Annotated in this window: 1 protein-coding gene (only partly in view); it reads left to right on the plus strand. The window is 70.9% G+C overall.

What is annotated here, in order from left to right:
- Positions 1–20,656, plus strand: partial view of a non-ribosomal peptide synthetase gene (locus BJ965_RS38550; RefSeq protein ID WP_184916550.1) — the 3' portion only. The gene continues 2,573 nt to the left of window position 1, outside the view; 20,656 of the gene's 23,229 nt are visible here — the last part of the coding sequence; its start codon lies off the left edge, out of view; the stop codon is at positions 20,654–20,656.
- Positions 20,657–20,718: the final 62 nt, after the last annotated feature.

Consider the following 20,718-nt stretch of genomic DNA (forward strand, 5'->3'; position numbering starts at 1 on the left):
GCTCGAATACGTCGGGCGGGCGGACGAGCAGGTCAAGGTCCGCGGCTTCCGCATTGAACTGGGCGAGATCGAGGCGGCGCTGCTGTCCCACCCCGAGGTCGCTCAGACCACGGTGATGGCCCGTGAGGACCGTCCGGGCGACAAACGCCTGGTCGCCTACGTCGTGCCGGTGACGTCGGGTGCCACCGTTGAACCGGGCCAGATCCGGCAGTACGTAGGTGAGCTGCTGCCCGAGTTCATGGTCCCGGCCGCCGTGGTCACCCTGCCCGAGCTGCCCCTGACCGCCCACCGCAAGGTCGATCGGCGCGCCCTGCCCGCCCCCGACTACGCGACGGTCGTGGCCTTCCGTGCCCCGCGCACGGAACGTGAACGCGCCCTGTGCGAGATCTTCGCCGAGGTGCTTGGCGCGGACCGCGTCGGCATCGACGACAGCTTCTTCGACCTCGGCGGGCACTCCCTGCTCGCCACCCGCGTCATCAGCCGCATCCGCACCGTCCTGAACGTCGAACTGCCGCTGCGTGCCCTCTTCGAAGGCCCGACCGTGCTCCAACTGGCGGGCCGGGTCGAGGACGCCGCAGCCGCCCGTGCCGCGCTGACACCTCGGCCGCGCCCCGCGGAGATCCCCCTGTCACCCGCCCAGCGCGGGCTCTGGCTCCTGAACCGCATCCAGGGACCGGCGTCGGGCACGTACAACGTGCCCATCGCGCTCCGCCTCTCCGGCGAGCTGAACAGGGAGGTGCTCGGACTCGCGCTCCAGGACGTCGTCGCACGGCACGAGAGCCTGCGGACGCTCCTCCTGGAGAACGCGGAAGGCACTCCGTACCAGAAGATCGTGGCCCCCGAAGAGGTCAGCCTGCCCCTGCCCGTCGCGGAGATCGCCGAAGCGGAGGTCCGGACGGCCGTCGCGGCCGTGGCGAACCAGGGCTTCGACCTGAGCGCCGAGATCCCCTTCCGGGCCCGGCTCTTCGCGCTGGGCGAGGACCAGCACGTCCTCGTGGTCGTCTTGCACCACGTCGCTGGCGACGGCTGGTCGATGGCGCCGCTGGGGCGGGACGTGGCGGCGGCGTACGAGGCGCGGGCGGCCGGCGGGGCTCCGGAGTGGGCGCCGCTGCCGGTGCAGTACGCGGACTACGCACTGTGGCAGCGGGAGCTGCTGGGCGACGAGAACGACCACGACAGCCTGCTCGGTCAGCAGCTCGCGTACTGGACGAACCAACTGGCATTCCTGCCCGAGCAGTTGGAGCTTCCGACCGACCGGCCCCGCCCGGCGGTGGCCTCGCACCGTGGCGACCGGTTGGTCTTCGAGGTGGGCGCGGAGATCCACCAGGGCCTGGTCGACCTTGCGCGCGAGTCGGGTGCGAGTGTGTTCATGGTGGTGCAGGCGGCGTTCGCCGCGCTGTTGTCGCGGCTCGGAGCCGGGACGGACATCGCGATCGGCTCGCCGATCGCCGGCCGTACGGACGAGGCGCTGGACGATCTGGTCGGCTTCTTCATCAACACCCTAGTGCTGCGTACCGATCTGTCCGGTGACCCGACGTTCCGTCAGCTGGTGGAGCGGGTCCGCGAGTCGGACCTGGCCGCGTACGCGCACCAGGACGTGCCCTTTGAGCACCTCGTCGAGATCCTCAACCCTGAGCGGTCGCTGTCCCGCCACCCGCTGTTCCAGGTGATGCTGACCTTCCAGAACAACGAGCAGGCCGAGTTCCGGCTCCCCGGGCTGACCTTCACGAGCGAGTCGACGGGGGACGGCGCCGCGAAGTTCGACCTCCAACTGGGCGTGCACGAGCAGCACGGGGACGACGGCGGCCCGGCGGGGCTCGTCGGTGCCTTCGAGTTCGCCACGGATCTGTTCGACCGGGTGACGGTCGAGGGATTGGTGGAGCGGTTCAGCCGTGTGCTGGCCGCGGTGGTGGCGGATCCCGAGTGCCACGTCGGGGAGCTGGAGGTCCTCTCCGCCCAGGAGCGCGGGGAGTTGCTGTCGGGTTGGCAGGGGGAGCGGGTTGAGGTTCCGTGGGTGTCGTTGCCGGTGGTGTTCGAGGAGCAGGTGGCGCGGACGCCTAAGGCGACGGCGGTGCTGTTCGAGGACGTTCAGCTGTCGTATGCGGAGCTGAATGCGCGGGCGAATCGTCTGGCCCGAGTTTTGGCGGGTCGGGGTGTGGGGCCTGAGGGTCTGGTGGCGTTGGTGCTGCCGCGGTCGCCGGAGTTGTTGGTGGCGATGCTGGCGGTGTTGAAGGCGGGTGCTGCGTACGTTCCGGTGGATCCGAAGTACCCGGCGGAGCGCATCGCGTACATGCTCGGCGACGCCCGCCCCGCGGTGACGTTGACCTCGCAGGCCGTCTCCAATGTCGTACCAAATGGGTTGAACAGCCTGGTCCTTGAGGACCTAGCGGATGCGGTGGCTTTGGAGTCGGGTGCGGATGTCCGGGATGAGGAGCGGAGCTGTGCCCTGTCGCCGTCGCACCCGGCGTATGTGATCTATACGTCGGGTTCGTCGGGTCGGCCGAAGGGTGTGGTGGTCGGTCATGCGGGTGTGGTGAATCTGGCCCGGGATCACATCATGCGGCTGGGGGTGGACGGCGGGAGCCGGTTGTTGCAGTTTGCGTCGCCGAGTTTTGATGCGGCGGTGGCGGATGTGTGGCCGGCGTGGCTGGCCGGTGCGGCGCTGGTGCTGGGGTCGGCGGAGCGGCTGGTTCCGGGTGCACAACTCTCGGAGTTGATATCGGAGTTCGGGGTGACGCATGCGACGCTGCCGCCGGCGACGTTGCCGGTGCTGGGGGAGTCCGGCGGGCTTCCGTCGGGGTTGACGCTAGTGGTGGCGGGTGAGGCGTGTTCGGCGGAGGTGGCTCGTACGTGGTCGCGTAATCGCCGGATGGTCAACATCTACGGTCCGACCGAGGCGACGGTGGCGTCCACGTCCAGTGAGCCGCTGACGCCAGACATGACCGGCGTGCCGCCGATCGGGCGGCCGGTGTGGAACACCCGCGCCTATGTGCTGGACGCGTCGTTGCGGCCAGTGCCAACCGGAGTGGCCGGTGAACTGTATTTGTCCGGCGCACAGTTGGCGCGTGGCTATCTGAACCGTCCCGCGCTGACGGCGGAGCGTTTTATCCCCGACCCGTTCGCGGGGGCGGGGGTGCGGATGTACCGGACGGGTGACGTGGTGCGCCGCCGCTGCGACGGTCAGCTCGAATACGTCGGGCGGGCGGACGAGCAGGTCAAGGTCCGCGGCTTCCGCATTGAACTGGGCGAGATCGAGGCGGCGCTGCTGTCCCACCCCGAGGTCGCTCAGACCACGGTGATGGCCCGTGAGGACCGTCCGGGCGACAAACGCCTGGTCGCCTACGTCGTGCCGGTGACGTCGGGTGCCACCGTTGAACCGGGCCAGATCCGGCAGTACGTAGGTGAGCTGCTGCCCGAGTTCATGGTCCCGGCCGCCGTGGTCACCCTGCCCGAGCTGCCCCTGACCGCCCACCGCAAGGTCGATCGGCGTGCCCTGCCCGCCCCCGACTACGTCGAGGCGCGGCGCGTACGTGGCCCGCGTGACGCCCGCGAGGAAGTCTTGTGCGCGGTCTTCGCCGAGGTGCTCGGCGTGGAGCGGGTCGGTATCGACGACAGCTTCTTCGAACTGGGCGGCCACTCGCTGCACGCCACCCGTGTGATCAGCCGCATCCGTGCGGTGTTCGGCATGGAGGTCCCGCCCCGCGCGATGTTCGAGGCGCCGACCGTCGCGCAGCTGATCGCGCGCATGGCAGACGCGCAGGGCGCCCGCACGGCGCTGGTCCCGGCGCGCCGCCCCGCGAAGATCCCGCTGTCGTTCGCGCAGCGCCGCCTGTGGTTCCTCAACCGCTTCGAGGGCCCTGAGTCCGTCACGTACAACATGCCCATCGCCCTGCGGCTCACCGGCCCGCTGGACCGCGACGCCCTGCGCGCGGCCCTGTCCGACGTCGTCGTGCGCCATGAGTCGCTGCGCACGGTCTTCCCCGAGGGCGAGGACGGCGTGCCGGTCCAGCGTGTCCTCGACGCGACGGACTACATGGTGGAGATGCCGGTACGGCAGATCGGCGAGGAGGAGGTCCCGGAAGCGATCGCCCAGGCCGCGCGGCACGGGTTCGACCTGACCGCCGAAACCCCCTTGCGCGCATCGCTGTTCGGACTCAGCGACACCACGCACGTCCTGGTCGTCGTCCTGCACCACATCACGGGCGACGGCTGGTCGATGGCACCGCTGGCCCGTGACGTCGCGCTGGCCTACGAGGCACGCACCGCGGGCCGCACTCCGGGTTGGGAGCCGCTGCCTGTGCAGTACGCGGACTACGCACTGTGGCAGCAGGACGTACTCGGCGACGAGTCCGACCCCGACAGCATGATCAGCCGTCAGCTCACCTACTGGAAGCAGCAACTATCCGCTCTGCCAGAGCAGTTGGAGTTGCCGGCGGACCGCCCCCGCCCGGCGGTCACCTCGCATCGTGGCGGCGCCGTCCCGGTGGCCGTCGACGCGGAACTGCACCAGGGCCTCGTCCGCCTTGCGCGCGAGTCGGGTGCGAGTGTGTTCATGGTGGTGCGGGCGGCGTTCGCGGCACTGTTGTCGCGGATGGGCGCGGGGACGGACATCCCGATCGGTACGCCGATCGCGGGGCGTACGGATGAGGCGCTGGACGATTTGGTCGGGTTCTTCGTGAACACGCTGGTGCTGCGGACGGATCTGTCAGGTGATCCGACGTTCCGTGAGCTGGTGGAGCGGGTGCGGGAGACGGACCTGGCGGCGTACGCGCACCAGGATGTGCCGTTCGAGCACTTGGTGGAGGTCCTCAATCCGGAACGCTCGATGTCGCGTCACCCGCTGTTCCAGGTGATGCTCGCCTTCCAGAACAACGACCAGGCCGAACTCCGTCTGCCGCAGCTCACGCTCACCAGCGAGATGACGGAGACGAGGTCGTCCAAGTTCGACCTGATTCTGAACATTACCGAGCTGCGCGATGCCCACGGCGAGCCCGCGGGTCTGGCAGGAGTCCTGGAGTTTTCCACCGACCTGTTCGACCGGCGGACGGCTGTGGGGCTGGTGGAGCGGTTCGGTCGTGTGCTGGCCGCGGCGGTGGCCGATGCCGACTGCCCGGTGGGCGAGCTGGAGGTGCTGTCGGAGGCTGAGCGGCGTGAGCTGCTGGAGGTTCGCAATGCGACCGGGGTTGAGATTCCGTGGGTGTCGTTGCCGGAGGGTTTTGAGCGGCAGGTGGCGCGGACGCCTGGGGCGACGGCGGTGGTGTTCGAGGACATTCAGCTCACCTACGCGGAGCTGAATGCGCGGGCGAATCGTCTGGCGCGTGTGCTGGTGGAGAAGGGTGCTGGTCCGGAGCGTGTGGTGGCGTTGATGCTGCCGCGTTCGGAGCGGTTGCCGGTGGCTTTGCTGGCGGTGGTGAAGTCGGGGGCGGCGTATGTGCCTGTGGACCCGGCCTTCCCGGCGGACAGGGTCGCGTACATGTTCCAGGATGCGGATCCGGTGGCGGTGGTGTCGGCCGGGGCGCTGGACGAGGCGGTGCTGGGGGGCCGGGCGCAGGTGGTACTGGACGAGCCCACGACCCAGGCGCTCGCCGGGGCCTCGGACGCGTACGCGGATGCCGATCTGTCCGATGCGGAGCGCGGTGGTGTGCTTCTGCGGCCCGAGCACCCGGTGTACGTGATGTACACCTCCGGATCGACGGGACGCCCGAAGGGTGTGGTGTTCCCGGCGGGCGCGATGGTGAACCTGCTGGCCTGGCACGCCCAGGTGCTCCCCGGCGGAGCGGGACGACGCACAGGCCAGTTCGCCGCCCTGGGCTTTGATGCGGCGGCACACGAGATGTTCTCGGCGCTGTGGTCGGGCAAGACGCTGATGGTGCCGCGTGACGAGACTCGGCGGGGCGCGGCGGAGCTGGTCCGCTGGTTCGCCCAGCACGAGGTGGGCGAGCTGTTCGCTCCGATGCCGATGGTGGAGGCGGTCGCCGAGGCGGCGGCTGAACTCGGCGTGGGCCTGCCTGGGTTGACGGATGTGGCGCAGGCCGGTGAGGCGCTGGCGTTGCATGGTGCGGTGCGGGAGTTCTTCGCGTCGGTGCCGGGGCGGCGGGTGCACAACTACTACGGCCCCACAGAAACCCATGTCGTCACGGCACTCTCCCTGGAGGGTGATCCGGCGGAGTGGCCTGTGCTGCCGTCGATCGGCACCCCGGTGGCCAACAGCCGCGTCTACGTACTGGACGAGTCGTTGCGCCCGGTCCCGGTCGGCGTAGCCGGTGAGCTCTACCTGGCCGGCGCACAACTGGCCCGCGGCTACCTCAACCGCCCGGCCCTAACAGCCGAGCGGTTCACCGCCGACCCGTTCGCGGGTCCGGGTGAACGCATGTACCGCTCCGGTGACCTGGCCCGCTGGCGTGCCGACGGCACGGTCGAGTTCCTGGGCCGCGCCGACTTCCAGGTCAAGATCCGCGGCTTCCGCGTGGAACTCGGCGAGGTCGAAGCAGTCGTCGCCTCGCACCCGGATGTCGCCCAGGTCGTGGTCGTGGCCCGCGAGGACCAGCCCGGCGGCAAACGCCTCGTCGCCTACGTCGTGCCCCGCGAAGGCGAAAAGGCCGACGCCGCCGACCTACGCCGCTTCCTGAGCGGCCGTCTGCCGGAGTTCATGGTCCCGGCCGCGATCGTGGCCCTGGACGCGCTGCCGCTGACGGCGAACGGCAAGCTGGACCGCCGTGCCCTGCCCGCCCCCGAGTACGGGGCGGTCGGTGTGGGCCGTGGTCCGCGTAACGGCCACGAGCAGGTGCTGTGCGCGGCCTTCGCCGAGGTGCTCGGCGTGGAGAAGGTCGGGATCGACGACGGCTTCTTCGACCTGGGTGGCCATTCCCTGCTGGCGACCCGGCTGATCAGCCGCATCCGCACCCGCCTGGGCGTGGAACTGCCTCTGCGCACGCTCTTCGAGGGGCCCACGGTGGTCCAGCTCGCCGAGCGCGTGGCGCAGGCGGGCGCGGCCCGCACCGCGCTCGTGGCGATGGAGCGCCCGGCCGAGGTCCCGCTGTCGTTCGCCCAGCGTCGGCTGTGGTTCCTGAACCGTCTGGAGGGCGAGGCGTCATCGACGTACAACCTCCCGATCGCCCTGCGTCTGGCCGGAACTCTGGACCGTGATGCCCTCGCCGCGGCTCTGCGCGATGTCATCACCCGCCACGAACCGCTGCGGACCGTCTTCCCCGAGGGAGCCGACGGCACCCCGTACCAGGCGGTCGTCGACCCCGAGCAGGCATCCGTGCGCCTGGTGGTCACCAGTGTGTCGGAGGGGAACCTGCCGTCGCTGGTGACAGCCGAGGTCTCGCGCGGCTTCGACCTGACAGTCGATCTGCCGGTGCGGACACGGCTGTTCGCCGTAGACGACGCCGCTCACGTCCTCGTCGTGGTACTGCACCACATCGCCGGTGACGGCTGGTCGATGGCGCCGCTGGCGCGGGATCTGGCGGAGGCGTACGAGGCACGGAGCGCCGACCGCGCTCCGGAGTGGACGCCGCTGCCGGTGCAGTACGCCGACTACGCGCTGTGGCAGCGCGAGCTGCTCGGCGACGAGTCCGACCCGGACAGCCTGCTCGGCCGGCAGATCACTTACTGGCAGACCCAACTGGCCGATCTGCCCGAGCAGTTGGACCTGCCAACGGACCGTCGACGCCCCGCCGTCGCCTCCTATCGTGGCGACAGCATGGCGTTCACGCTGGACGCGGAGCTGCACGGCCGTCTCGCCGGGCTGGCCCGCGAGTCCGGCGCGAGTGTGTTCATGGTGGTGCAGGCGGCGTTCGCGGCCCTGCTGTCGCGGGTGGGCGCGGGGACGGACATCCCGATCGGCACGCCCGTGGCGGGTCGCACGGACGAGGCCCTGGACGACCTCGTGGGCTTCTTCGTGAACACCCTCGTCCTTCGCACCGACCTCTCCGGCGACCCCACCTTCCGTGAGCTGATCGACCGCGTCCGCGAGACAGATCTGGCGGCCTACGCGAACCAGGACGTGCCCTTCGAGCACCTCGTCGAAGTTCTCAACCCGGTCCGCTCCATGGCCAGGAACCCTCTCTTCCAAGTGGCTCTGGCCTTCCAGAACCAGGACCAGCCCGATCTCCAGCTGCCCGGCCTCTCGCTGAGCACGGAGCAGAGCGACGGCGCCGCTGCGAAGTTCGACCTTTCAGTGGGGCTGACAGAGCGGTTCGACGGTGAGGGTGCGCCGGCCGGTCTGGTGGGCGGTTTCGAGTTCGCCACGGATCTGTTCGACCGGGTGACGGTCGAGGGGATCGCCGAGCGCTTTGGGCGGCTGCTGTCCAACGCGGTGACCGACCCCGACCGACCGGTCGGCGAGCTGGAGGTCCTGTCCTCTTCCGAGCGCGGGGAGTTGCTGTCGGGTTGGCAGGGGGAGCGGGTTGAGGTTCCGTGGGTGTCGTTGCCGGTGGCGTTCGAGGAGCAGGTGGCGCGGACGCCGGAGGCGACGGCCGTGCTCTTCCAGGACGTCGACCTCACCTACGCCGAGCTGAACACACGGGCGAACCGCCTCGCCCGAGTCCTGATCAGCCGGGGTGTGGGGCCTGAGGGTCTGGTGGCGTTGGTGTTGCCGCGGTCGCCGGAGTTGTTGGTGGCGTTGCTGGCGGTGTTGAAGGCGGGTGCCGCGTACGTTCCGGTGGATCCGCAGTACCCGGCGGAGCGCATCGCGTACGTCCTTGCGGACGCCGCCCCCGCAGTGGTGATCACCGACGCGTCCGTACGTGCCGTCGTGCCGGAGAACTGCCAGATGCTCCTCCTGGAGGACGTCGCAGATGCGGTGGTGTCCGAGTCCGGTGCGGATCTGGTGGAGGGGGAGCGGTGTGCCGCGCTGCGGCCCGATCACCCGGCGTATGTGATCTATACGTCGGGTTCGTCGGGTCGGCCGAAGGGTGTGGTGGTCGGGCATGCGGGTGTGGTGAATCTGGCCCGGGATCACATCATGCGGCTGGGGGTGGACGGCGGGAGCCGGTTGTTGCAGTTCGCGTCGCCGAGCTTTGACGCTGCGGTGGCGGACATCTGGCCGGCGTGGCTGGCCGGTGCGGCTCTCGTGCTGGGGTCGGCGGAGCGGCTGGTCCCGGGTGCACAACTCTCGGATCTCATCTCGGAGTTCGGGGTGACGCATGCGACGCTGCCGCCGGCGACGTTGCCGGTGCTGGGGGAGTCCGGCGGGCTTCCGTCGGGGTTGACGCTGGTGGTGGCGGGTGAGGCGTGTTCGGCGGAGGTGGCCCGCACATGGTCGCGTGGGCGTCGGATGGTGAACATTTACGGTCCGACCGAGGCGACGGTGGCGTCCACGTCCAGTGAGCCGCTGACGCCAGACATGACCGGTGTGCCGCCGATCGGGCGGCCGGTGTGGAACACCCGCGCCTATGTCCTGGACGACCGCCTGCGTCCCGTCCCCGCAGGCGTCCCCGGCGAGCTGTACCTGGCGGGCGCGCAACTGGCCCGCGGCTACCTGAACCGTCAGGCTCTGACGGCGGAGCGGTTCGTGCCGGACCCGTTCGCGGGCCCGGGGGAGCGGATGTACCGGACCGGCGACGTGGTGCGCCGCCGCCGCGACGGCCAGCTCGAATACGTCGGCCGTGCCGACGAGCAGGTCAAGGTCCGCGGCTTCCGCATTGAACTGGGCGAGATCGAGGCGGCGCTGCTGTCCCACCCCGAGGTCGCTCAGACCACGGTGATGGCCCGTGAGGACCGTCCGGGCGACAAACGCCTGGTCGCCTACGTCGTGCCGGTGACGTCGGGTGCCACCGTTGAACCGGGCCAGATCCGGCAGTACGTAGGTGAGCTGCTGCCCGAGTTCATGGTCCCGGCCGCCGTGGTCACCCTGCCCGAGCTGCCCCTGACCGCCCACCGCAAGGTCGATCGGCGCGCCCTGCCCGCCCCCGACTACGCGACGGTCGTGGCCTTCCGTGCCCCGCGCACGGAACGTGAACGCGCCCTGTGCGAGATCTTCGCCGAGGTGCTTGGCGCGGACCGCGTCGGCATCGACGACAGCTTCTTCGACCTCGGCGGGCACTCCCTGCTCGCCACCCGCGTCATCAGCCGCATCCGCACCGTCCTGAACGTCGAACTGCCGCTGCGTGCCCTCTTCGAAGGCCCCACGGCCGAGCGGCTGGCGCGCTGCATCGAGCAGGCGGACACCGCACGGGCCGCGCTGCGTCCCGCCGTGCGTCCCGCCCGCGTCCCGCTGTCGTACGCCCAGCGGCGCCTGTGGTTCCTCAACCGTCTCGAAGGCGCCGAGGCCGCCACATACAACATCCCCATCGCCCTGCGGCTCACCGGGACACTGGACCGGGACGCTCTGCGCGCGGCCATCGACGACCTGACGGCCCGCCACGAGACCTTGCGCACCGTCTTCCCGGAGGCACCCGACGGCACCCCCTACCAGAACGTGCTCCCCGTACCTGGGAGCGCCGCCGAGGGAGTCTCCGAGAACACGCGGATCACGCTCCCGACCCGGCCGATCTGCGAAGACGAGGTCGCCGAAGCGATCGCCCGGGCGGCGCAACGAGGGTTCGACCTGACCGCCGAACGTCCCTTCCGCGCCGAGCTGTTCGCGATCGACGACACCACCCACGTCCTGGTCGTCGTCCTCCACCACATCGCAGGTGACGGCTGGTCCATGGTCCCCCTCGCGCGCGACCTGGCCACCGCCTACGCCGCCCGGGCCACGGGCGGTGCCCCGGAGTGGGAGCCCCTGCCGGTCCAGTACGTCGACTACGCGCTCTGGCAGCGGGACGCCCTCGGCGAGGAGTCCGACCCGGAGAGCCCGCTCGGCCGTCAGATCGCCTACTGGAAGCAGCAACTGGACGCCCTGCCCGAGCAGTTGGAGCTGCCGGTCGACCGGCCTCGCCCCGCCGTCCCCACCAACCGCGGCGGCCTCGTGCCGTTCACGCTGGACGCGGATCTTCACCGGGGAATCACGGATCTCGCCCGTGCCTGCGGCGCCAGCGAGTTCATGGTCGTGCGGGCGGCCCTGGCGGTGCTCCTGTCGCGCCTTGGGGCCGGGACGGACATCCCGATCGGCTCGCCGATCGCCGGACGTACGGACGAAGCGCTCGACGATCTCGTCGGCTTCTTCATCAATACCCTCGTGCTGCGCACCGATCTGTCCGGCGATCCCACCTTCCGTGAACTGATCGACCGCGTGCGCGAGACCGATCTGGGGGCCCACTCCAACCAGGACGTGCCCTTCGAGCAGCTGGTTGAGGTCCTCAACCCCGTCCGGTCGATGTCCCACCACCCGCTGTTCCAGGTGATGTTCGCCTTCCAGAACAACGAGCAGGCCGAACTGGCCCTGCCGGGACTCACCGTGTCCGCCACCGCGACGCCCATGGACGTCATTCAGTTCGACCTGGCCGTCACGCTCGGCGAGCGGCGCACGGTCGACGGCGCCGCGGACGGGCTCATGGGCGCCTTCCGCTATGCCACCGACCTGTTCGACCACGAGACCGTCGAGGCCATGGCCGAGCGGTTCCACGGCCTGCTCCGGCAGGTGGTCGGCGACCCCGGGCTGCGGATCGGCACCGCCGACGTACTCCGGCCGGGCGAGCGTGAGCGGCTGCTGCACGGCCTGAACGACACCGCGGCCCCGGTCCCGGACCTCACCGTGCCCGCTCTCTTCGCACGCCAGGCCGCCGCGACACCGGACGCCACGGCCGTGGTGCACGGCGAAGTTGCCCTTTCGTACGCTGAGTTGAACGTCCGAGCCAACCGGGTCGCCAACTGGCTCGTCGAGCGTGGCGTCGGACCCGAGCGGCGCGTGGCGCTGACCCTGCCGAGGTCGGTGGACCTGGTCGTGGCCCTTCTCGGCGTGCTGAAGGCCGGGGGCGCCTACGTTCCCATCGACCCTGAACACCCGTCCTCGCGCGTGGAGTTCATGAGTGAGGACGCCGCACCGCAGCTGGTGCTCGGCCCCGACGAGATGGCGGGCGGCTTTGCCGACCATGCGGACGGCGAGCCGCAGGTGTACGGACCGGTGCCCGATGACGCGGCGTACGTGATCTACACCTCGGGTTCGACGGGCACCCCAAAGGGCGTGGTCGTTGCGCACGCGGCCCTTGCCAACCAGCTGGTCGCGCTGCGCGAACGGCTTCCCCTGACACCGGACGACCGGCTCCTTGCCGTGACGACGGCGGCGTTCGACGTTGCCACCATGGAGGTGCTGCTGCCGCTGGTCTCCGGTGCCCGCCTGGTGCTGGCCGACCGGGACGACGTGTCCCGCCCCGCGGTGCTGGGTCGGCTGATCCGCGATGCCGGAGCCACCGTCCTGAACGCGACGCCGTCGCTGTGGCAGATGCTGGTGACGCACGATCCGGGCATGGTCCGCGGGCTGCGGGTGGTGACCGGCGGTGAGCCGCTGTCCGCCGACCTCGCCGAGATGCTGTGCGCGCATGCCGCCGCCGTCGTCAACGAGTACGGCCCGACCGAGGCCACCATTGTCTCCACCCTGGCCGAGGTGACCGCGCCCACCGGCCCCGGCACCCAGCCCATCGCCACTCCGCCCATCGGGAGCCCCCTCGCGAACACCCGGGCCTATGTCCTCGACGCGGCCCTGCGGCCGGTGCCCTCCGGCACCACCGGAGAGCTGTACATCGCCGGTCACGGCCTGGCCCGCGGCTATCTCGGCCGCCCGGCCCTCACCGCCGAACGCTTCGTGGCCAACCCCTACGGTCCCGCCGGTTCGCGGATGTACCGCACGGGCGACCTCGCCCGCTGGAACGCCGCGGGCAGCCTCGAGTACGCCGGACGTGCGGACGGCCAGGTCAAGGTGCGCGGCTTCCGCATCGAGCCGGGCGAGATCGAGGCCGCCCTCACCCGCCACCCGGACGTCTCCCAGGCGGCCGTGGTGGTCCGTGAGGACCGCCCGGGAGATAGGCGCCTGGTCGGGTACGTCGTGCCCGCACACGGCGAGGCGTCAGTGGAACCGGGCGACCTGCGGCGCTCCGTCGCCGCGCTTCTGCCCGACTACATGGTCCCGGCCGCAGTCGTGCCCCTGCCCGAGCTGCCGCTGACCCCCAACGGGAAGCTCGACCGGCGCGCGCTGCCTGCACCGCGGTACGTGGCCTCGGAGCGCCGCCCCCGCGACGGCCGCGAGGAAGCCCTCTGCGCGATCTTCGCCGAGGCGCTCGGCCTGGACCGGGTCGGGATCGACGACGGCTTCTTCGACCTCGGCGGGCACTCGCTCCTCGCGACCCGCGTGGTCAGCCGGATCCGCACCGTCCTCGGCGTCGAGGTGCCGCTGCGGGACCTCTTCGACGCACCCTCGGTGGCGCAACTCGCGGAGCGCATCGCGGGCGCCGGAGCGGCACGGCGCGCCCTTGCGCCGGCCGTGCGCCCGGAGACAGTGCCCCTGTCCTTCGCCCAGTCGCGTCTGTGGTTCCTGAACCGTTTCGAGGGCGCTGAGGCCGCCACGTACAACGTGCCTCTCGCCTTCCGCCTGGCGGGCGCGCTGGACCGGGAGGCGCTGCGGACCGCGCTGTGGGACGTCGTCGTGCGCCATGAGTCGCTGCGCACGGTCTTCCCCGAGGGCGAGGACGGCGTGCCGGTCCAGCATGTCCTCGACGCGACGGACGCCACGGTGGACATGCCGGTCAGGGAGATGGGCGAGGAGGACGTCGACGGCGCGATCGCGGCGATGGCCGGACAGGGCTTCGACCTGAGGTCCGAACCGCCGCTCCGGGCCGCCCTGTTCGCCCTGCCCGACGGAGCCCATGTGGTGGTCGTGGTGCTGCACCACGTCGCCGGTGACGGCTGGTCGATGGCTCCGCTGGCGCGGGATCTGGCGGAGGCGTACGAGGCACGGGTCGCCGGGCACGCTCCGCAGTGGCTGTCGCTGCCTGTGCAGTACGCCGACTACGCGTTGTGGCAGCGGGAGTTGCTCGGCGACGAGTTCGACCCCGACAGCCTGCTGAACCGTCAGATCACTTACTGGAAGAGCCACTTGGCCGATCTGCCCGAGCAGCTGGCACTCCCAGCCGACCGCCCCCGTCCGGCGGTGGCGTCCTTCCGGGGCGACCAGGTGGCGCTGGACGTGGACGCGGAGGTCCACGCGGGCCTGACAGAGCTGGCCCGGGGGTCCGGCGCGAGTGTGTTCATGGTGGTGCGCGCGGCCTTCGCCGCGCTCCTGTCGCGGCTCGGGGCCGGGACGGACATCCCGATCGGCTCCCCGATCGCCGGACGTACGGACGAAGCGCTGGACGACCTCGTCGGCTTCTTCGTGAACACCCTCGTACTGCGGACGGACCTCTCCGGCGCTCCCACCTTCCGCGAGCTGGTGGAGAGGGTCCGCGAGACCGACCTGGCCGCGTACGCCCATCAGGACGTGCCGTTCGAGCACCTCGTTGAGGTTCTCAACCCGGAACGCTCGATGTCGCGTCACCCGCTGTTCCAGGTGATGCTGACCTTCCAGAACAACGAGAAGGCCCAGCTCACCATGCCGGGCCTCGATGTGAAGAGCCTCACGGCCATAGGCTCCGCCAAGTTCGACCTGTTCCTGAGCGTCGCCGAGCGCACCGCCTCCGATGGACGGCCCGACGGCCTTGCCGGCGTCCTGGAGTTCTCCACCGACCTCTTCGACCGGGCGACGGCGGAGAGCCTTGTGGAGCGGTTCCGTCGGGTGCTCGCCGCGGCGGTGGCCGATGCCGACCGCCCGGTGGGCGAGCTGGAGGTGCTGTCGGACGTCGAGCGGCGTGAGCTGCTGGAGGTTCGGAACGCCACGGAGGTCGAGGTTCCGTGGGTGTCGTTGCCGGAGGGTTTTGAGGCGCAGGTGGCGCGGACTCCTGAGGCGACGGCCGTGGTGTTTGAAGGCGTGGAGCTGTCGTATGCCGAGGTGAACGCGCGGGCGAATCGTCTGGCGCGTTTGCTGGTCGAGCGGGGTGCCGGTCCGGAGCGTGTGGTGGCGTTGATGCTGCCGCGTTCGCAGTGGCTGCCGGTGGCTTTGCTGGCGGTGGTGAAGTCGGGGGCGGCATACGTGCCGGTCGACCCGGCCTATCCGGCCGAGCGCATCGACTACATGCTCCAGGACGCCGACCCGGTGTGTGTGCTGGGCTCGGAGGAGACGCTGGCGCGGCTGCCCGAGTGCCTGGCGGGTCGGGGCGTCGAGGTCGCGACGGAGACGGTGACCGGGTACGCGGATGCCGATCTGTCGGCGGCGGAGCGCGGTGGCGTACGGCTGCGGCCGGAGCACCCGGTGTACGTGATGTACACCTCCGGATCGACCGGGCGGCCGAAGGCCGTGATGTTCCGTGCCGGGGCGATGGCCAACCTCCTTGCCTGGCACCACCGAGGCCGCGTGCCCGGGGTGACGTCCGGCGTGACGTCTGGGGTGACCACCGCCCACTTCACTTCCATCAGCTTCGACGTCGCGGCACAGGAGATCTTCACGGCCCTGTGGTCGGGCGGAATCCTCGCGCTGCCGTGTGAGGACGTCCGCAAGGACCCCGCCGAGCTGGTCCGCTGGCTCGACCGGCACGGCGTGAACCAGCTGTACGCGCCGAACTTGGTGATCGAGGCCGTCGCGGAGGCGTCGTGCGAACTCGGTCTGTCGCTCCCTGAGCTGACGGATGTGGCGCAGGCCGGTGAGGCGCTGGCGTTGCATGGTGCGGTGCGGGAGTTCTTCGCGTCGGTGCCGGGGCGGCGGCTGCACAACCACTACGGTCCGACCGAGACCCACGTGGTGACGGCCCTGTCGTTGGAGGGTGATCCGGCGGAGTGGCCGGTGCTGCCCTCGATCGGCACCCCGGTGGCCAACAGTCGCGTTTACGTACTTGATGAGTGGTTGCGCCCGGTCCCGGTGGGTGTGGCGGGTGAGCTGTACTTGGCGGGTGCGCAGCTGGCGCGCGGTTACCTCAATCGTCCGGGTCTGACGGCGGAGCGGTTCACCGCCGACCCGTTCGCGGGTCCGGGTGAGCGTATGTACCGCTCCGGTGACCTGGCCCGCTGGCGGGCTGACGGCACGCTGGAGTTCCTGGGCCGCGCCGACTTCCAGGTCAAGATTCGTGGCTTCCGCGTGGAACTCGGCGAGGTCGAAGCAGTCGTCGCCTCGCACCCGGATGTCGCCCAGGTCGTGGTCGTGGCCCGCGAGGACCAGCCCGGCGGCAAACGCCTCGTCGCCTACGTCGTGCCCCGCGAAGGCGAAAAGGCCGACGCCACCGACGTACGCGGCTTCCTGAGCGGCCGTCTGCCGGAGTTCATGGTCCCGGCGGCGGTCGTGGTGCTGGACGCGCTGCCGCTGACGGCGAACGGCAAGCTGGACCGCCGTGCCCTGCCCGCCCCCGAGTACGGGGCGGTCGGTGTGGGCCGTGGTCCGCGTAACGGCCACGAGCAGGTGCTGTGCGCGGCCTTCGCCGAGGTGCTCGGCGTGGAGAAGGTCGGGATCGACGACGGCTTCTTCGACCTGGGTGGCCATTCCCTGCTGGCGACCCGGCTGATCAGCCGCATCCGCACCCGCCTGGGCGTGGAACTGCCTCTGCGCACGCTCTTCGAGGGGCCCACGGTGGTCCAGCTCGCCGAGCGCGTGGCGCAGGCGGGCGCGGCCCGCACCGCGCTCGTGGCGATGGAGCGCCCGGCCGAGGTCCCGCTGTCGTTCGCCCAGCGTCGGCTGTGGTTCCTGAACCGTCTGGAGGGCGAGGCGTCATCGACGTACAACCTCCCGATCGCCCTGCGTCTGGCCGGAACTCTGGACCGTGATGCCCTCGCCGCGGCTCTGCGCGATGTCATCACCCGCCACGAACCGCTGCGGACCGTCTTCCCCGAGGGAGCCGACGGCACCCCGTACCAGCACCTCCTGGACGCCGGCGATGCCTGCCCGCCCCTGATGGCGGTACCGGTCCCCGGGGCGGAGCTCGCCGAGGCGGTGGCCACCGAGACGTCGCGCGGTTTCGACCTGACGTCCGAACCGCCGCTGCGCGCCTGCCTGTTCGCGGTGGACGGTGCCGCGCACGTCCTCGTGGTGGTACTGCACCACATCGCCGGTGACGGCTGGTCCCTGGCACCCCTGGCGCGGGATCTCGCCGAGGCGTACGAGGCACGGAGCGCCGACCGCGCTCCGGAGTGGACGCCGCTGCCGGTGCAGTACGCCGACTACACGCTGTGGCAGCGCGAGCTGCTCGGCGACGAGTCCGACCCGGACAGCCTGCTGAGCCGACAGCTTGCGTATTGGCAGACCCAACTGGCCGATCTGCCCGAGCAGTTGGACCTGGCCACCGACCGGAGCAGGCCCACGGCGTCTTCGTACCGGGGCGAGCTCGTGGAGTTCGCCCTCGACGCGGAGCTGCACGGGCGCCTCACCGAGCTGGCCCGCGCGTCGGGCGCCAGCGTGTTCATGGTGGTGCAGGCAGCCTTCGCCGCGCTGCTGTCGCGGCTCGGCGCGGGCACAGACATTCCCATCGGTTCTCCGGTGGCAGGCCGTACGGACGAGGCGCTCGACGACCTGGTCGGGTTCTTCGTGAACACTCTCGTGCTTCGCACCGACGTCTCCGGCAACCCCACCTTCCGCGAACTGGTGGAGCGAGTCCGCGAGACCGACCTGGCCGCGTACGCACACCAGGACGTACCCTTCGAGCACCTCGTCGAGGTCGTCAATCCCACCCGCTCCACCTCCCGGCACCCCCTGTTCCAGGTCATGCTGACCTTCCAGAACAACGCCCGTGCCGACATGCAGCTGTCCGATGTGACACTGGAGCAGCAGGGCACACCCGCCGACACGGCGAAGTTCGACCTGTCGCTGAGCGTGTACGAGACGCAGGATGCGGACGGCGGGGAAGCAGGGCTCAACGGCGCCTTCGAGTTCGCGGTCGACCTGTTCGACCGGGTGACGGTCAAGGGGATCGCTGAGCGGTTCGGGCGGCTGCTGTCCGCCGCGGTGACCGACCCCGACCGGCTAGTCGGGGAGCTGGAGATCCTGTCCGCCCAGGAGCACGAGGAACTGCTGACCGGCTGGCAGGGTGCTAGCGAGGACGTCACGGAGCGGACCCTGGTCGACCTCTTCGAGGACCAGGTGGCGCGGACACCTGGAGCAACGGCCGTACTGTTTGAGGGAGTTGAACTCAGCTACGCGGAGCTGAACGTGCGCGCGAACCGCCTGGCTCGGTACCTGATCGGGCAGGGCGCGGGACCCGAGGCCACGGTGGCCCTGGTGCTGCCGCGCTCCGCGGACACCCTCGTGGCGATGCTGGCGGTGCTGAAGGCGGGGGCGGCCTATCTGCCCGTGGACCCGCGGTACCCGGCCGAGCGCATCGCGCACATGCTGGCGGACGCCCAGCCCGCGGTGGTGCTTACTACAGCGGCCGAGCGGGACCGCGTACCGCGCGCTGCATCTGTACTGGAGGACGTGGCCGCGGCGGTCGCCCGCGAGTCCGGATCGGACGTGTCGGACGCGCACCGGCCGCGCCCCCTCCTGCCCGGCCACCCCGCGTACGTGATCTACACCTCGGGCTCCACGGGCCAGCCGAAGGGCGTCACGGTCACACACGCGGCGGTCACCGGCCATCTGCGCTGGATGGCCGAGGAATACCCGCTGGACGGCACGGACCGCGTGCTCGTCCGGACCGCGTTCAGCTTCGACGCGGCGGTGTGGGAGACCTGGCTGCCGCTCCTGACTGGGGCCGCCGCCCACATGGTGTCCGACGAAGTGGCCACGGACGCCCACCAGTTGGCCGATCACATCAGTGACCACGGCATCACCGTCGTCCAGGTCGTGCCCTCCCTGCTGTCCGAGCTGTGCGCCGCCGCCGTCGCGGCGGGCGGCACGTCCGTGCTGCGGCGGCTGTTCGTGGGCGGCGAACCACTGCCCGCCGCCCTGGCAGAGCTCGCCCAGGAAACGTGGCACGTACCGTGCGTCAACCTGTACGGACCCACCGAGTCCACGGTCCAGGTCACCCACCACGAGGCGCGGATCGCCGCCCCGGGCGCCGACGGCCGCGGTGACGCGTACCTGCCGGTGGGACGCCCCGTGCGCAACGTCCGCGCGTATGTCCTCGACGACCGGCTGCGGCCGGTGCCCGTGGGCGTTCCCGGCGAGCTCTACCTCGCCGGGGACCAGTTGGCGCGCGGATACGCGGGCCGCCCCGGCCTGACGGCCGTACGGTTCGTGGCCGACCCGTACGGGCCCCCGGGCGCTCGCATGTACCGCACCGGTGACCTCATGCGCTGGCGCCGCGCCGGCGACCTGGAGTTCCTGGGGCGCGTCGACGAGCAGGTCAAGCTGCGGGGCTTCCGGGTCGAACTCGGCGAGGTCGAGGCGGTGCTGACAGCGCAGTGGCAGATCGCCCGCGCCGCCGCCGTGGTCCGCGAGGACAGGCCCGGTGACCGGCGTCTGGTCGCGTACGTCGTGCCCGCCGACGGCACGGCGCTCGACCTCGCCGAGCTGAGGGGTCGCCTCGCCTCCGCCCTGCCGGACTTCATGGTGCCTGCGGCCCTGGTGGCCCTGGACGCTTTCCCCCTCACCCCGAACGGCAAGCTCGACCGGCGGGCGCTGCCCGCCGCCGAGGTGCGGGCCGGCACCGGGCGCGCCCCGCGCAACCCTCAGGAAGAGGCCCTGTGCGGCCTGTTCGCGGAGGTCCTCGGCGTGACCGGGGTCGGGATCGACGACAGCTTTTTCGACCTCGGTGGCCACTCGCTGCTCGCCATTCGCCTGCTCAACCGCATCAGAACGGTGTTCGGCGTGCGGGTCTCGCTGCGGGCGCTGTTCGAGGCACCCACCGTTGCGCGCCTCGTCCAGCGGTTCGACGGCGACGACATGGGCGACGGCCTGGCCGTGCTGATGCCTATGCGTGCCGACGGCAATCGGCCTCCGCTGTTCTGCGTCCACCCCGCGAGCGGTCTCAGCTGGGCCTACGTGGGCATGCTGCAGCACCTCGGCCCCGACCAGCCGGTGTACGGACTGCAGGCGCGCGGTATCGCGGAGGAGCAGCGGCTGCCGGGCTCCCTAGAGGAGATGGCCGCCGACTACGCGGAGCAGATCCGCAAGGTCCAGCCCTCGGGTCCGTACCACCTCCTCGGCTGGTCCTTCGGAGCGCTCGCCGCGTACGCCGTCGCGACGGCCCTACAGGAGCAGGGTGCGACGGTCGCCTACCTGGGACTTCTCGACGGCTACCCGCGCGACGACGAGCCGGACGGGCCGCGCGACGACGAGCCGGATGAGCTGGACGGGTTGGACGAGGTGACCATTCTGCAAGGACTCCTGCACGACATGGGCATTGACGACGACCTGCGCGACGACACCGTGCCGCCGCTCGCCAAGGCCGCGCAGCTGCTGCGCCGCCAGGGCGGCGCGCTCGCCGGACTCGACGAGAAGACGCTCGCCCGGGTCGTGGCCGTCTGCGCCAACGGCATGAGGGTCTCCGCCCGCTTCCGCCCCGCGGTCTTCCGCGGCGACATGGAGTTCTTCACGGCGGCCCATGGCCGCCCCGACCGGCTCGACGCCCACGCCCTGTGGGCCCCGTACGTGGAGGGACACATCACCGACCACTCCGTGGACTGCACGCACCTCGAAATGGTCATGTCGGGTCCGCTCAAGGAGATCTCCGGCGCGGTGGCGGCGAAGCTCGGCGCACTCGCGGCGGGCGCCGACCGGCTCGCGGGCGAGGCTCAGGGGCTTGCCGGGAACGAGGAAGGCCGGTGACCTCCTCCACTCAACGGCGGGAGCCGCGCCGCAGCGACGTGTCCGGCACGTCTGGCACACCC

The sequence above is a fragment of the Streptomyces luteogriseus genome, assembly GCF_014205055.1.
Lineage (GTDB): Bacteria > Actinomycetota > Actinomycetes > Streptomycetales > Streptomycetaceae > Streptomyces > Streptomyces luteogriseus.